This window comes from Bacillus oleivorans (assembly GCF_900207585.1).
Taxonomy (GTDB): domain Bacteria; phylum Bacillota; class Bacilli; order Bacillales; family JC228; genus Bacillus_BF; species Bacillus_BF oleivorans.
Map to the genome: position 1 here is coordinate 106487 of NZ_OAOP01000002.1, position 13535 is coordinate 120021.

Consider the following 13535-nt stretch of genomic DNA (forward strand, 5'->3'; position numbering starts at 1 on the left):
AGGTTTTTTGTCGTTTTATGAGGAAATAAAAGCTGCTGCAGCCCAATACTGTATTTTTTTCGACTCGTAATAACTCAGGTTCTATAATATTTCAGGCTGATAAAGATAATACTAAATACACGGTTTAATAGCGGGTTCCACGATTTATGCCTATTTTATTTGCGATTTACAAAACGTTAACATTTCGTTTATACGGAGTTAAAACTCTGTCTGTATTCTAGAACATGTAGGACAACAAATTATAAAAGTCTTAGGGGGAATTCTTTAATGAACTTCTTTAAAAAATTTGGTCTGCTAGCCATTTTAGCAGCTGTAATGTTATTTGCTGCAGCATGTGGAACAGATAATGAAAACGGAGAAGGTAACGGAGCAGCAGGTGCTGACGATGAAAATGATGCAGCCCTTTCTGGTGAAATCGCAATTGATGGATCTTCTACCGTTTATCCAATCATGGAAGCTGTAGCAGAAGAATTTACTCTTGCAAATCCTGATGTAAAAGTAACAGTTGCATTTTCTGGTACTGGCGGAGGATTTGAAAAGTTTATCGCAGGTTCTACACAAATGAGTAATGCTTCTCGCCCAATCAAAGATGAAGAAGCAGCTGCTCTTGAAGAAGCAGGTACTGAATATACTGAATTTGAATTAGCTAAAGATGGTTTATCTGTAGTTGTAAACCCTGAAAATGATTTTATCGACCACTTAACAGTAGAAGAATTGAAAAAAATGTGGATCGAAGATGGTTCAGTGAAAAAATGGTCTGATATTCGTCCAGAATGGCCAGATGAAGAGATTAAATTCTACTCTCCTGGTACTGCTTCTGGAACATATGACTACTGGAATGAAGTGATTCTAGAAGATGAGCCAATGGTTAAAGATGCGACACTTTCTGAAGATGACAACGTTCTTGTAACAGGTGTAACTGGCGATAAATATGCGATTGGATTCTTCGGTTATGCGTACTACCAAGAAAATCAAGACAAGCTAAAAGTAGTTCCAGTTGATGGCGGAAATGGTCCAGTTGAACCAAACGCTGAAACTGTAGAAACTGGAGAATATGCTCCATTATCTCGTCCGCTATACACTTATGTAGACAATGCAGCGATTAAAGAAAATCCAGCGGTTTACGAATATGTGAAGTTCTTGCTTGAAAACTCTGCTGAACTAGCAGCTAGTGTAGGTTACGTAAGTCTTCCAGAAGAAAATTATACAGAACAGCTTGAACTTCTTGAAACATTAAAATAATAACTTTAGGGAGAAGCGCTTTTTTCGAAGCGCTTTTCCTGGTGTAATTTGGATGGAAGGGGTTTTCATCTTGGAAAAAACAAAACAATCTTCAATTCAACAGATGATTGTAGAGAATAAATCAAAAAGAAATACAAGTACGACGATAGAGAAAGCAGTTCCTTGGATCTTATTAGTTATTGCGAGTGTATCGGTTTTAACGACAATCGGAATCGTTTTAACATTAGTCTTTGAAACTATTACATTTTTCACGAAAACTTCGTTTTGGGCATTTTTAACAGGTACAGAATGGTACCCATTTTCAAATGAAGAATCTTATGGTGTATTAGCATTAGTTAGTGGAACACTAAAGATAGCGATCATTGCCATGATCGTTGCTGTACCGATTGGTTTAGGAGCTGCCATTTATTTGAGTGAATATGCTTCAGACCGTGCCAGAAGAATAATCAAACCGATTTTAGAAGTATTAGCGGGAGTACCAACAATTGTGTATGGTTTTTTTGCGCTTACTTTTGTAACGCCTCTGCTAAGAGAGTATATTCCAAATATGGAAATTTTTAATGCCTTAAGTCCCGGGATCGTAGTGGGAATCATGATTATCCCAATGATTGCATCTTTATCAGAGGATGCAATGGGGTCAGTTCCTAAATCGATTCGTGAAGGTGCTTATGCGATGGGTGCAACCCGTTTCGAAGTGGCTTTAAAAATTGTTTTTCCTGCTGCGTTGTCAGGAATTATTGCATCGATTGTACTTGCTGTCTCAAGAGCAATTGGTGAAACGATGATTGTTTCGATTGGGGCAGGATCGACTCCAACCTTTGACTGGAATATACTTGGATCTATTCAAACGATGACTGGATATATTGTTCAGATTAGTACAGGGGATGCAGGACTAGGTTCAACGATTTATTATAGTATATTTGCAGTCGGCTTTACCCTATTTGTATTCACCCTGGTGATGAATATGCTCGCTCAATATATTTCACGTCGCTTTAGGGAGGAATACTAATGAACTTGATCGATCATACAAAAGTAACGAAGCGAATTTCTCTCAGGCTAACCAAGAATATTTTATTAAAAGGTTTGTTCTTATTTGCAACTATTTTTGGACTGCTTGTGTTAGCGATTCTTCTATATCGGATATTCACTCAAGGAATTGGTTTTTTAGATATCGATTTCTTAACTAGTTTTGCTTCCAGAATTCCTGAAAATGCGGGAGTTGTAGCAGCTTTAGTTGGTTCGATTTGGTTAATGCTTGTGGTTGCCCCTATTTCTTTACTGTTAGGAGTAGGTACAGCCATTTATTTGGAAGAATATGCTCAAAAAAACAAACTGACTCAACTCATTCAAATTAATATTTCCAATTTGGCCGGTGTTCCATCAATCGTGTTTGGCTTGTTGGGGCTGGCGATATTTGTTCATGCATTAGCATTTGGAACGAGTATATTATCTGCATCATTAACGATGAGTCTTCTGATTTTACCAGTTATTATCGTTGCATCACAAGAAGCCATTCGGGCGGTACCAAAGGAATTAAGAGAGGCTTCTTATGCAATGGGAGCAACCAAATGGCAAACGATTGTCAAGGTTGTACTGCCTGCAGCAATTCCAGGAATTCTAACTGGCGGAATTTTAGCTCTATCCAGGGCAGTCGGGGAAACAGCTCCTTTGATTGTTATCGGAATACCAACGTTTGTACCATTTTTGCCTGAATCGATATTAGATTCATTTACGGCATTGCCAATGCAAATTTATGACTGGACGAGTAGACCGCAGACTGATTTTCACGATTTGGCTGCAGCGGGAATCATTGTGTTGCTAATCTTTCTCATTTTCATGAATTCCATTGCTGTTTGGATTCGGAATAGATTTGAAAAGAGATATTAATATTGAGGATTGAAAGGGGTTTTCAATATGCCACAAACTATGGCTAAAATAGAGAAAAATGAAATAACGAACCAAGAGGATAAAATGAACTCTAAATTAGTTTATGAAACAAAACAATTAAATCTTTGGTATGGAAATAACCATGCATTAAAAAATATTGACTTAGATATTTCAGAAAATGAAGTGACAGCTATTATCGGGCCATCTGGCTGCGGTAAATCAACTTATATTAAAACATTAAATCGTATGATTGAATTAGTCCCAAGTGTAAAAACGGCTGGTGAAATTAATTATCGCGGTAAGAATATTTTTGATAAATCATACCGTGTGGAGGAATTGCGTACCAAGGTAGGAATGGTGTTTCAAAAGCCAAATCCTTTCCCAAAATCGATCTATGATAACATTACGTATGGACCAAAAATCCACGGCATTCGGAATAAAAAGATTCTCGATCAAATCGTTGAGAAAAGTCTCCGCGGTGCTGCCCTTTGGGATGAGGTAAAAGACCGATTAAACGAAAACGCATATGGATTATCAGGAGGACAGCAGCAGCGTTTATGTATCGCCCGCTGCTTAGCAATTGAGCCTGATGTTATCCTAATGGATGAACCGACATCTGCCCTTGACCCAATTTCTACCCTCAAAGTGGAAGAGCTTGTTCAAGAATTGAAAAAGGAATATAGCATTATTATCGTTACCCATAATATGCAGCAAGCTGCACGGATTTCAGACAAAACAGCATTCTTCTTGAATGGCGAAGTAGTAGAATTTGCTCCAACTGATGTCATCTTTTCCAATCCTAATGACAAACGGACAGAAGACTATATTACTGGCCGTTTTGGATAAGAGGCAGTTCATTAGAATTGCAGAAATATAATCATTCCTGATATTTCATTTTGATGTGGGGGTAGGCATATGCCAGTCAGAGAACAATTTGAAATTAATTTAAAAGAGCTTCAGGATAAGCTAATCCAATTAGGCAATTTTACAAAAGCGGCTTTAATTAAAGCATTAGATGCTTTGGAAAACCAAGATGTCGAAAAAGCCCTAGAAATTATGGATGAGGATGTAAAAGCAGATTTACTAGAAGATGAAATCAATGATACCGCTATTTTACTGATTGCAAAGCAGCAGCCAGTTGCGATTGATTTACGGAGAATTATTGTTGCGATTAAGATTGCATCTGACCTGGAAAGAATGGCTGATTTTGCAGTGAATTTAGCAAAATCAACGATTAGAATCGGGAATCAGCCATTAGTCAAGCCGATCGATTCCATAAAAAAAATGCATGAAAGCACAATTAAGATGATTGAGTTAGCTATGGAGGGATACTCCGAGGAAGACCTGGTTAAAGCGAAGGAATTAGCGGATTTAGATGACGTTGTTGATGATCTCTACGGTTCAACAATTCAAGATTTACTTTCCTTAATGCAAACACAGCCAGAAAATCACGCGCAAATCACGCAGCTATCGTTCGTTTGCCGCTACCTTGAAAGAACAGCTGACCATGCAACCAATATTGCTGAATATATATTTTATTTAGTAAAAGGTCGCAGATATGATTTAAACCAATAATGCCTTAAAAAAGTGAGGCTGTCATCCGTATGGAGGGCAGCCTCACTTTTTATCGTCCCTTTGTAATTATAGATGTAATGACTTCAAAAGACATATCGCTAGATACCTGGTAGGATCCGATTTGGATCGCCCCGTCCAGATTCCGGTCTATTAAATATTGCTGGAACACAAAAGAATCTTCAACGATTCCATTTTCCTCTAATCTTTCAGAAACGTCACTTGAATTCATCCCCGCTTCTATTGTCAATGTGTAAGATTTTGTGTCTGATTTCTTTTCATCTGATTGCGTTGTTTGTCCGCTGGAGTTTTCTGTCTCGTCTTGTTCTTCTTCTTCAGCTGCTTCCTCTTCCTGCGGTTTGTTATTTACAATTTGTGTTTGCAAATCATTCCATTCAGCTGTTGATAAAACCTGATATCCGCTCTGCTCCAATTCCTCAATTGCCTGCTTAGGATCGATATTTTGTTCATTTATATTTAAATTATAAAACCCTAGTAAACTGATACAAGCTGTTAAAAACATACCGATTGCGAATCCTTGTATGAGTTGCCGCTGCATTAAAAAGCCCCTCTTTCTGCACCCTTGGCTTCAATAATCTTTTCTACTTCATCTAGGCTTAAGGCAGATTGAGAAGCAATTTGTTTGATCGGAACCCCTTGCTTATGTAAGGAAAGAACTTGGTTCACAATAATTTCGTTTGGTTTTACAGAGTTCGCTGATAATGGTGAAGGACTGTGATCTACTAAGAGTTCTTCCTCTAATACTTTTAATCTTTTTTTAAACTGATAAGAATCTTGGATAACCTGGTAAGATAGCTCTTCTAACTCGGTTTCCATTTGTTGGATACGGTTCGGCATAAACAAGGAACCAATGAATATTAAAATCGATGCGGCCATTACTATATAAAGTAGAAAATCCATATTATTCCACCCTTTGCTGTAAGTCTAAAATAGTTATAACATACCAAGTCTATTTTCGGAACAAAATTGACGAAACTTCGTCAAACTTACATGAAATTGTAATATTCTTTGTCGCAAATAAACGAAAAACAATAGAAATTTGATCAGAAACATGGAAAGTTAACCTGTATGAAATTTTTCTTCTTTCCTAAGGTCAGAACTGTCATAGGACCAACATTTTACGACAAAATGTGTTTATTGTCTGAATATTTTTCAGGTGCTACCATATATATAAGATGACATAAACAAAAAAAACTAAGCATACTATAATCTTTTGTTAACCAAAAACAAGGACAGTCGATTACCAGGGTTTTTTTATTAGAGTGTCTGAAAATAAAAGTACAAGCTGTTTTGCAGAGAAGCTAATGATTTAAAAATAAGCAGAAGGAAATGGTGGGATATGAAAGCAAATCTTAATCTTTTTTCAGATTTAATGTCAATGCCAGATACACGTCAATGCCGTGATTTAAAGAGTGTGCTGAAAAGCTATATTTGGTCTGATGGGGTACTCAATTTAACCGCTTCCGGGCCAAACACACTAAGCCAAATAAATTGGAAAACTGAAAGTTTTTCCTTTGGAACAAAGGGAAAAGTATTACGGATTGAAATGTTTAACCATTCATCGATCACCAGACATGTTAAATTGTTTTTTGAAAGTGAATTTATTCCTCAATATCAGCAATACGCTTATATTTCTCCCCAAAATGACTGTATTTTTATTTTCAATGAAAAAAATATCCAATTAGTAAATGGTACCATTAATGGGGAGCCCATAAAGCAATGTGCTGTATTCCCGGCATTTGAATTAAAGAAGAAAATGAAAGCAAATCTAAAAAAAGGGAAGATTGAATATAAGCCGATTGCCAGAGGCGCCATCAGTTCCATGTTCTCGTTAGAAACAGAAATCCCGCAAGGTGAATCCGTAACTGCCTGGGCCTGGGCAGTTCAGGGGAAGACGAATCATGAGGTTTTACAATGGAATGATGAAATCAAGAAAAACGTACTAGCATTGTCCTAAAAAAAATGGTATCATAGAAAAGTCGTGTAAGATGCATTTATAGTTTGGAGGGAAAACAATGCGCGTGAATATTACATTGGCTTGCACAGAATGTGGTGAGCGTAACTATATTTCCACTAAAAACAAGCGTACGAACCCAGATCGTCTTGAGCTAAAGAAATACTGCCCAAGAGAAAAGCGTACAACAGTACATCGTGAAACTAAGTAAGCAGCAGGATATTTATCTTCGCTGCTTTTTATTTTTTTATCTTATTGTGTTTATGACTTATTGTATTGAGGGATCACTATGGACAAAACAAAAGAATTGATTCGAAAAGAAATGAAGACATGCCTTAAGCAATTGACTAAACCGGTTTATGAACAAAAGTCTTACTCGATTGCAGAAACGCTAATAAAGCAACCGGATTGGAAAAACGCACAGACAATTGGGATTACACTTTCAGTTTTTCCTGAAGTCGATACATATTTTATAATCAAACAAGCATGGCTGGAAAAGAAACAGGTAGCCGTTCCCAGATGTATTGTCCAACGCAGGCATCTGGACTTTAGACTGCTTTGTTCCTTTACCCAATTGGAAAATGTGTATATTCATTTATGGGAGCCCCAGCCTGCCGCAACAGAGTCAATTGAAAAAAAGGAGATTGACCTTTTAATCGTCCCTGGTTTAGCCTTTTCTTTAAGCGGATACCGGATCGGTTTTGGCGGGGGGTACTATGACCGTTATTTAGTTGATTTCCCAGGAAAAACACTTTCTCTAGCCTTTAAGGAACAGCTTATGGACTCAATACCAGCTGATCCATATGACCGAAAAATACAGCAAATTGTGACAGAAGGGACTATTATTCAAACTGACAGAGAATAGCATGGCTTAAACAATATAAAAAAGAAGGATAAAGCTTCGTTCTCTTGCCAAACTAAGGGTAGGAGGGATGATTATGTCTTCATTAATCAAATGGATCGTTGCTTGTCTAGCAGTTTTAACTGTTTACCGAAATCGGTATAAGATTGTGAATTTGTTATTAGGACAGTATTTTATCCGAAAGCTGATGGTTCGATATTCCATGCAGCTCCCTTTTTTACGAGACAGGTTGATGCAAACTACATTTAAGATGTAATACCAGCTGACAGAAGAGGAATTGCTCTTCTGTTTTTTATATATTTTTCCTTCTATTAATTTTGTTTTCTAAGACAAAGAGCCTGTATTCAGTTTAGAATATGGATAATCAGGTCGAATTTGTTTCGTTATAGAGAGGGTGCAAGCGCATGAGTTTTCGGGAATCGTATTTGTTTTGGAAAATAGCCTATGAATTAACATCCTCTGGCAGGTATAGGCTTATTTTTGAATCGAATAATGGGAAAGAAATATGGTTAGAAAAGGTGGAGGGGAAAGAGGCAGATCTCATTCATCTTAATCAATATAATCTTGACTGGTCGTATTGGCTAAGGCAGCATAATGAACTGTCGATTAAACAGGCTCAAGAAATAAACACAAGATTATATAAAAAAACGGTTTCTGTTTTAAATATTTACATATCGCCATATCCACCCGTTGATGATGGTTTCGATGCTGTATCGGAATGGTACCAGCCTGCTAATAGTCCGGGATTGTCCTGGTATACAATGATTTTAGATCAGGCAGATCAGGGCAAGTCTCTTGATATGATTGCACAGCTGTGCGGGTTGGAATGGAAGGAACCTTTCCTTGAAACTCCTGATGAACGAGACGTTTTACAGTACCAGGAATACACGAGACAATGGGCAGCTCAACAAAGAAAAACAGAAGAAAAAACGTTTCAACACGGTAAACCTATTTTCACTTTTTTCTTTATGGCGATTCAGCTAGCTGTGTTTGCTTGGATGGAGATGGAAGGGTCAAGTCAGGATCCCAGAACATTACTTGAATTCGGGGCTAAATTTAATCCGCTCATCCTTGAAGGAGAATGGTACCGTTTAATTACGCCCATTTTTATCCATATCGGTGTTTTCCACTTACTTATGAATACAGTGGCATTATATTATTTAGGGGCTATTGTGGAGAGGATTTTTGGAAGCCTTCGCTTTTTCATAATTTATATGATTGCAGGTATTATGGGTTCAATTGCTAGCTTCGCGTTTAGCCCTACTCTATCGGCGGGAGCAAGCGGTGCTATATTTGGCTGTTTTGGTGCGCTTTTATATTTCGGAATGCTTCAGCCTAAACTATTCTTGAGGACAATAGGGTATAACATTTTTATTGTCATTGCTTTCAATTTAGCTTTAGGATTTACGATCCCTGGTATTGATAACGCTGGCCACATCGGGGGTCTAATCGGGGGATTTGCGGCAACGGGGATTGTTCACTTTCCAAAAAAATTCCGTTTATCCACTCAAGTGCTGTTTCTTGTCCTCACTCTTGGGATAGGAGCTGGCCTGCTCTATGCGGGAGCCCAGCAGGGTGTTCAGGAGGAGGAAGGAACCTATCTTGCTCATATCGCGCAACAATATGCAGAGGAGGAAAACTATGAAAAAGCTTATGAACTTGTCAAAGCCTATGACCTTGAAAATGGGGAGCCCTCTGCAGATATTTATTTTATCATGTCCTATATCGAATTCCAGTGGCAGGAATATGATTTAGCCGGCTCTCATTTAAAGCAAGTAATCGAAATTAGCCCAGATTATCACCAGGCCTACTACAATTTATCGCTTGTATATTATAACCTTGGGCAGTTAGAAGAAGCGTATGAATGGGCTAAACAGGCAAGAGAGATAAATCCTGGCAATGATCAATACAAGCAATGGACAGATGATCTTAGTCAATTTGTTGGCGGAGAACAATAGATTCTCCGCTTTTTGTTTCTGTTAAAACGAAGAGATGAGTTCGATCCTTTGCCACTAAAATAAGAGGCATAATACTATCCAATGCATCTTCTAAAGAACCGTCTGGCTTTTTAATTCCTAAATAATAATTTTTGTAAAGTCCCTCCCATAATTGTCCGACGATTTTTTTTGTTTCAAGCAAAGAAAAACCCGGTAATGGCCTATCATCAAACTGAGCAATTTGAATTAAAGGAAAAGCTTGATATTGATCGAGATTTATATTAAATTTGTCAGCAGCTTTTCTCCAGCTTTTTTCTAATCTATTTCTCACGACCTGATCAATGGTGTTTTTCCATTTTTCCTCTTCTTCATTCTCAGGATGCCTGAAGCTTTCAAAAGGACTAAATTGAGAATCAATAATATAGAGAAAATCGCTGGAAAGCTTTTGAGCACTTCCGATTTTTTCACCTCGGTGAATTTCGGAAAAGTGAAAAGTGATTGCTTGAATCAATTGTGAATCCTTAAAAAATAAGGTGCTTTCTTGTAAAATATCACTCACATTCTGCTTCCATTCTCCCATCTTCCCCTTTAGCCTTCCGCCTTCAAAAAGAAGAGCAACATCTTGCCGGTAAAAGGCCTTTTGATCCAAGGAGGATTGACTTTTCCAGCTAATTTCATACGGTCCATCAGGACTTTTTTGATTTAAGGTTAAGGTTGTGTAGCCAGAGTCATACCGTGCTGTGGGATCGGGAGGAAAATAGGTGAAGCTTTCTTCGGCCTTATTTGATATATGCCAGTAAAAGCCTGTAAATGCAAGGATAAAGGCTGTGATTGTAATGAAGACCCACTTATTTTTTAGCATGAGCTAATCTCCCTCCCTAACAGCATACCTCTCAACACTATATGTTTGTCTATTCCCAGTTATGAAGGCTTGGCCGAAATAAATGTATGTTTTTTTATGGGAAGGCCAAAAATGTATAGTATGAATGGTTCGGATAATGGGAGTTGACTACTATGACAGAATCAAAGACAGACCAGAAATATCCGGTTTCAAATGATTTAAAAGAAAATGTCAAAACGATGAACGACCTGCTTCAAGTAGATAAAAGTTTTGACGTGATTCGCCTTGATTTGAATTACGCAAATAAGGATATGGCTTTATATTTAGTTGATGGATTTGCAAAAGATGATATTCTGCACTTGCTTATGAAGTACCTGTCTAAATTAGAAGAATCTCAGCTGGATGGTGATACGCTTCAGCTTCTTTTAAAACGGTTTATCCCCTATATAGAAATAGATACGATTGATGATTTGGAGAAGGCTGCGGATACAGTCCTGGCAGGTCCATCTATTTTATTAGTGGATGGTGTTCAGGAAGCAATCCAAATTGACGCCAGAACCTATCCGGCCCGAATGCCTCAAGAGCCGGATTTAGAAAGAGTCGTACGCGGCTCAAGGGATGGATTTGTGGAAACTCTTGTTTTTAATACGGCTTTAACAAGAAGAAGAATACGAGATAAATCATTAAGAATGGAATATTTACAAATTGGGAGAAGATCAAAAACCGACATCGCGATTTGTTATATTGAAGAAATTGTCGATCCCAAGCTTGTGGAAATGGTTCGGGAATCGATTAAGAAGATTGATACCGATGGCTTGCCAATGGCTGAGAAAACGGTTGAAGAATACATATCAGGGCGACACTGGAATCCCAATCCGGTCGTACGGTATACAGAAAGACCAGACACGGTCGCTGTTCATTTATATGAGGGACATGTCTGTATCATTGTCGATGGCTCTCCGAGTGTTCTTATTTCACCAACAACGTTTTGGCATCATCTCCAGCATATTGAGGAATATCGCAATAAACCAATTGTAGGAGCCTACATGAGGCTAGTTCGCTTTATAGCAGTTTGGGGATCCTTATTTTTATTGCCATTATATTATTTATTTTCAATCCATCCCGAATTACTGCCAGATGCGCTTGAATTTATCGGACCAAAAGATACGGGGAATATGCCTCTTCTTATGCAGTTCATAATCATTGAAGTAGGATTAGATATATTGAGGATGGCTGCGATCCATACTCCGAATGCATTAGGGACTGCCTTAGGATTGGTTGCAGCCCTTATGATTGGACAAGTAGCGGTAGAGGTAGGACTATTTATTAATGAGGTGATTCTTTATTTATCGATTGCTGCAATAGGAACATTTACTACACCAAGTTATGAGTTAAGTTTGGCTAATCGGCTTGTACGGATCTTTATTTTAATAAGTACAGCATTATTTGGGGTTTATGGGTTCGTTTTGAGCACAACCATTTGGATCTTATGGCTAACCTCAGTCCGTTCATTTAATGTTCCGTACATGTGGCCATTTATCCCCTTTAATTATAAGGCGTTTAGAGACGTTTTAATTCGTTCACCGCTGCCTTTAAAAAATAGGAGACCAAGATTTCTTCATCCAAGAGATCCCGACAGATAAGACAGGAGAAAGATCCTGTCTTTTTCTCTGATAAGAAAATAGTATAAAGATAATACAAATTTGTTACCTGCGGTTCAGCCCTGTCCGTACGTCTCTAAACGGGTGCTTCCGCTTTTGTTTTTACTTGTGTAGATTTCTTCCTTTCCGTATACTTTTAATGGAAGAAAAAGAAGAGGGTAAAAAATATGAAAACATTATATGATGTACAGCAGTTCTTAAAAGAATATGGCACTATTATTTATATAGGAGACCGTTTGGCTGATTTGCAGCTGATGGAAGAAGAACTCAAAGAGCTTTACCAGTCACAGTTAATTGAAACAAAAGATTATCAAAGTGCGATTTTACTGATTAGAAGTGAAATTACAAAAGAGTTGGAGCGGAGAAAGGGGTAAAGGAAAAATGAATGAAAACGTTTTAGCAGGGGTGGATTTGGGGGGTACCACAACGAAAATGGGATTGTTTTCTCAAACCGGTGAATTGCTGAATAAATGGGATATCCCGACTGACTTGAGTAACAATGGAACCCAAATTGTTCCGTCGATTGCCCATTCGCTAGAAGAGAAGCTTTTAAAATTACATATTGAAAAAAATCAGGTAATCGGTGTAGGGGTTGGAGCACCAGGATCCGTTCATGTTGAGAAGGGAATTATCTTTGAGGCAGTAAATCTCGGGTGGAAGCAATTTCCATTGAAAGCAGAATTAGAAAAAGCAATAGGATTGTCTGTCACGACCGAAAATGATGCTAATTGTGCGGCTCTTGGAGAAATGTGGATGGGTGCGGGAAAAGGCGCAAAAGACATGGTATGTGTAACCCTAGGTACAGGTGTTGGCGGCGGGATCATTACAAATGGCCAAGTAGTGCATGGCATAAAAGGTGCTGGCGGCGAAATCGGGCATATGACGATTGTCCCTGAGAATGGACTTCCATGTAATTGCGGGAAGACAGGCTGTTTAGAAACAGTCGCATCTGCTACAGGGATCGTAAGGCTGGCTAAACAGAGTCTTGCAGATTTTACGGGTGAAACCATTCTAAATAGAGCAGATCTTAGTGCGAAATCGATATTTGATGCAGCAGAAAAAGGGGATGCCTTTGCTAAACAAGTAGTAGAAAAAGTTGCATTTTATCTTGGCTGGGCATTAAGTCATCTTGGAAATACATTAAATCCAGAAAAGATTGTTATAGGCGGAGGAGTCTCCCGCGCAGGAAATACGCTGCTTGAACCAGTCAATCAATATTTTTACAGTTTTTCATTTCCGACAGTTCAGGAATCGACTAGCTTAAGTGTGGCCACCCTTGGAAATGATGCAGGCATATATGGTGCGGCATGGCTAGCTCATAAATAAAAACCCTCCTCCTATAAGCAATTATTTTTCAAAAAATGTCGAATGATAGATATTTAACCTAGGATTAAATTCAAATGTGACTTAAGACTACATGTCAATTGTATCATTTTTAAAAAAATGGACGAGTTTGAAACCATTTTATGGTTTTAACCGTCTATAATAGGGGTAACAAAATTTACACTAAATTATTATTCTAACAGTGTGTAAATTTTCATTTGATTTTTTGTTAAGA

16 protein-coding genes are annotated in these 13535 nt (G+C 38.0%); 13 read left to right on the top strand and 3 right to left on the bottom strand.

Annotated features, from left to right (window positions below; genetic code table 11):
* Positions 1–267: 267 nt before the first annotated feature.
* The 5 genes from CRO56_RS03985 (at position 268) to phoU (ending at position 4704) form a co-directional block, all read left to right on the top strand.
* Positions 268–1242 carry a PstS family phosphate ABC transporter substrate-binding protein gene (locus CRO56_RS03985; protein ID WP_097157325.1) on the top strand — a complete coding sequence of 325 codons (975 nt, stop codon included), beginning with the start codon at positions 268–270 and terminating at the stop codon, positions 1240–1242.
* A gap of 52 nt (positions 1243–1294) precedes the next feature.
* Positions 1295–2251 (top strand): phosphate ABC transporter permease subunit PstC, encoded by a 957-nt coding sequence (pstC, locus tag CRO56_RS03990; protein ID WP_097157326.1) that lies wholly within the window; start codon positions 1295–1297, stop codon positions 2249–2251.
* Positions 2251–3129 carry a phosphate ABC transporter permease PstA gene (pstA, locus tag CRO56_RS03995; RefSeq protein WP_097157327.1) on the top strand — a complete coding sequence of 293 codons (879 nt, stop codon included), beginning with the start codon at positions 2251–2253 and terminating at the stop codon, positions 3127–3129. Before pstC ends, pstA begins: the two co-directional genes overlap by 1 nt.
* A 39-nt stretch (positions 3130–3168) precedes the next feature.
* Entirely contained in the window at positions 3169–3975 is an 807-nt protein-coding gene (gene pstB / locus CRO56_RS04000) for a phosphate ABC transporter ATP-binding protein PstB (protein ID WP_097157939.1), read from the top strand.
* A 69-nt stretch (positions 3976–4044) separates the two neighbouring features.
* Positions 4045–4704, top strand: coding sequence for a phosphate signaling complex protein PhoU (gene phoU / locus CRO56_RS04005; RefSeq protein WP_097157328.1), 660 nt, complete (start codon positions 4045–4047; stop codon positions 4702–4704).
* Positions 4705–4753: 49 nt separating this feature from the next.
* On the opposite strand, the gene CRO56_RS04010 is transcribed toward phoU, so the two are convergent.
* Positions 4754–5260 (bottom strand): MltG/YceG/YrrL family protein, encoded by a 507-nt coding sequence (locus tag CRO56_RS04010; RefSeq protein WP_097157329.1) that lies wholly within the window; start codon positions 5258–5260, stop codon positions 4754–4756.
* On the bottom strand, positions 5260–5622 hold the full coding sequence (locus tag CRO56_RS04015; RefSeq protein ID WP_097157330.1) for a hypothetical protein: 363 nt from the start codon (positions 5620–5622) through the stop codon (positions 5260–5262). The genes CRO56_RS04010 and CRO56_RS04015 overlap by 1 nt, the downstream gene beginning before the upstream one ends.
* Before the next feature lie 439 nt (positions 5623–6061).
* Between CRO56_RS04015 and CRO56_RS04020 the strand changes: the two genes are divergently transcribed.
* The 5 genes from CRO56_RS04020 to CRO56_RS04040 all read left to right on the top strand — a co-directional run bounded on the left by CRO56_RS04020 (position 6062) and on the right by CRO56_RS04040 (position 9496).
* Entirely contained in the window at positions 6062–6679 is a 618-nt protein-coding gene (locus CRO56_RS04020; RefSeq protein ID WP_097157331.1) for a hypothetical protein, read from the top strand.
* A gap of 58 nt (positions 6680–6737) precedes the next feature.
* Positions 6738–6887 carry a 50S ribosomal protein L33 gene (gene rpmG / locus CRO56_RS04025; protein ID WP_097157332.1) on the top strand — a complete coding sequence of 50 codons (150 nt, stop codon included), beginning with the start codon at positions 6738–6740 and terminating at the stop codon, positions 6885–6887.
* A 78-nt stretch (positions 6888–6965) separates the two neighbouring features.
* A complete protein-coding gene (locus tag CRO56_RS04030) occupies positions 6966–7541 on the top strand; it encodes a 5-formyltetrahydrofolate cyclo-ligase (RefSeq protein ID WP_097157333.1) in 576 nt (191 codons plus the stop codon).
* 73 nt (positions 7542–7614) lie between these two features.
* Positions 7615–7794, top strand: a complete 180-nt coding sequence (locus tag CRO56_RS04035; RefSeq protein WP_097157334.1) for a hypothetical protein — start codon at positions 7615–7617, stop codon at positions 7792–7794.
* A 148-nt stretch (positions 7795–7942) separates the two neighbouring features.
* On the top strand, positions 7943–9496 hold the full coding sequence (locus CRO56_RS04040) for a rhomboid family intramembrane serine protease (protein ID WP_097157335.1): 1554 nt from the start codon (positions 7943–7945) through the stop codon (positions 9494–9496).
* On the opposite strand, the gene CRO56_RS04045 is transcribed toward CRO56_RS04040, so the two are convergent.
* The gene (locus CRO56_RS04045) at positions 9468–10337 is read right to left on the bottom strand and encodes a hypothetical protein (RefSeq protein ID WP_097157336.1); all 870 of its coding nucleotides are present in this window, start codon (positions 10335–10337) and stop codon (positions 9468–9470) included. The genes CRO56_RS04040 and CRO56_RS04045 overlap by 29 nt on opposite strands.
* A gap of 152 nt (positions 10338–10489) precedes the next feature.
* Between CRO56_RS04045 and CRO56_RS04050 the strand changes: the two genes are divergently transcribed.
* From CRO56_RS04050 to CRO56_RS04060, 3 genes are all read left to right on the top strand, one after another.
* Positions 10490–11959 (top strand): spore germination protein, encoded by a 1470-nt coding sequence (locus tag CRO56_RS04050; RefSeq protein ID WP_097157337.1) that lies wholly within the window; start codon positions 10490–10492, stop codon positions 11957–11959.
* Positions 11960–12144: 185 nt separating this feature from the next.
* Complete coding sequence (locus CRO56_RS04055) at positions 12145–12351, top strand: YqgQ family protein (RefSeq protein WP_097157338.1); 207 nt, start codon at positions 12145–12147, stop codon at positions 12349–12351.
* Positions 12352–12358: 7 nt separating this feature from the next.
* Positions 12359–13303 carry an ROK family glucokinase gene (locus tag CRO56_RS04060; RefSeq protein ID WP_097157339.1) on the top strand — a complete coding sequence of 315 codons (945 nt, stop codon included), beginning with the start codon at positions 12359–12361 and terminating at the stop codon, positions 13301–13303.
* Positions 13304–13535 lie beyond the last annotated feature (232 nt).

Excerpts from the sequence above, each read along its gene's own strand:
- CRO56_RS03985 (WP_097157325.1), top strand. The coding sequence starts at position 268 with ATGAACTTCTTTAAAAAATTTGGTCTGCTAGCCATTTTAGCAGCTGTA.
- pstC (WP_097157326.1), top strand. The coding sequence starts at position 1,295 with ATGGAAGGGGTTTTCATCTTGGAAAAAACAAAACAATCTTCAATTCAA.
- pstA (WP_097157327.1), top strand. The coding sequence starts at position 2,251 with ATGAACTTGATCGATCATACAAAAGTAACGAAGCGAATTTCTCTCAGG.
- pstB (WP_097157939.1), top strand. The coding sequence starts at position 3,169 with ATGGCTAAAATAGAGAAAAATGAAATAACGAACCAAGAGGATAAAATG.
- phoU (WP_097157328.1), top strand. The coding sequence starts at position 4,045 with ATGCCAGTCAGAGAACAATTTGAAATTAATTTAAAAGAGCTTCAGGAT.
- CRO56_RS04010 (WP_097157329.1), bottom strand. The coding sequence starts at position 5,260 with ATGCAGCGGCAACTCATACAAGGATTCGCAATCGGTATGTTTTTAACA.
- CRO56_RS04015 (WP_097157330.1), bottom strand. The coding sequence starts at position 5,622 with ATGGATTTTCTACTTTATATAGTAATGGCCGCATCGATTTTAATATTC.
- CRO56_RS04020 (WP_097157331.1), top strand. The coding sequence starts at position 6,062 with ATGAAAGCAAATCTTAATCTTTTTTCAGATTTAATGTCAATGCCAGAT.
- rpmG (WP_097157332.1), top strand. The coding sequence starts at position 6,738 with ATGCGCGTGAATATTACATTGGCTTGCACAGAATGTGGTGAGCGTAAC.
- CRO56_RS04030 (WP_097157333.1), top strand. The coding sequence starts at position 6,966 with ATGGACAAAACAAAAGAATTGATTCGAAAAGAAATGAAGACATGCCTT.
- CRO56_RS04035 (WP_097157334.1), top strand. The coding sequence starts at position 7,615 with ATGTCTTCATTAATCAAATGGATCGTTGCTTGTCTAGCAGTTTTAACT.
- CRO56_RS04040 (WP_097157335.1), top strand. The coding sequence starts at position 7,943 with ATGAGTTTTCGGGAATCGTATTTGTTTTGGAAAATAGCCTATGAATTA.
- CRO56_RS04045 (WP_097157336.1), bottom strand. The coding sequence starts at position 10,337 with ATGCTAAAAAATAAGTGGGTCTTCATTACAATCACAGCCTTTATCCTT.
- CRO56_RS04050 (WP_097157337.1), top strand. The coding sequence starts at position 10,490 with ATGACAGAATCAAAGACAGACCAGAAATATCCGGTTTCAAATGATTTA.
- CRO56_RS04055 (WP_097157338.1), top strand. The coding sequence starts at position 12,145 with ATGAAAACATTATATGATGTACAGCAGTTCTTAAAAGAATATGGCACT.
- CRO56_RS04060 (WP_097157339.1), top strand. The coding sequence starts at position 12,359 with ATGAATGAAAACGTTTTAGCAGGGGTGGATTTGGGGGGTACCACAACG.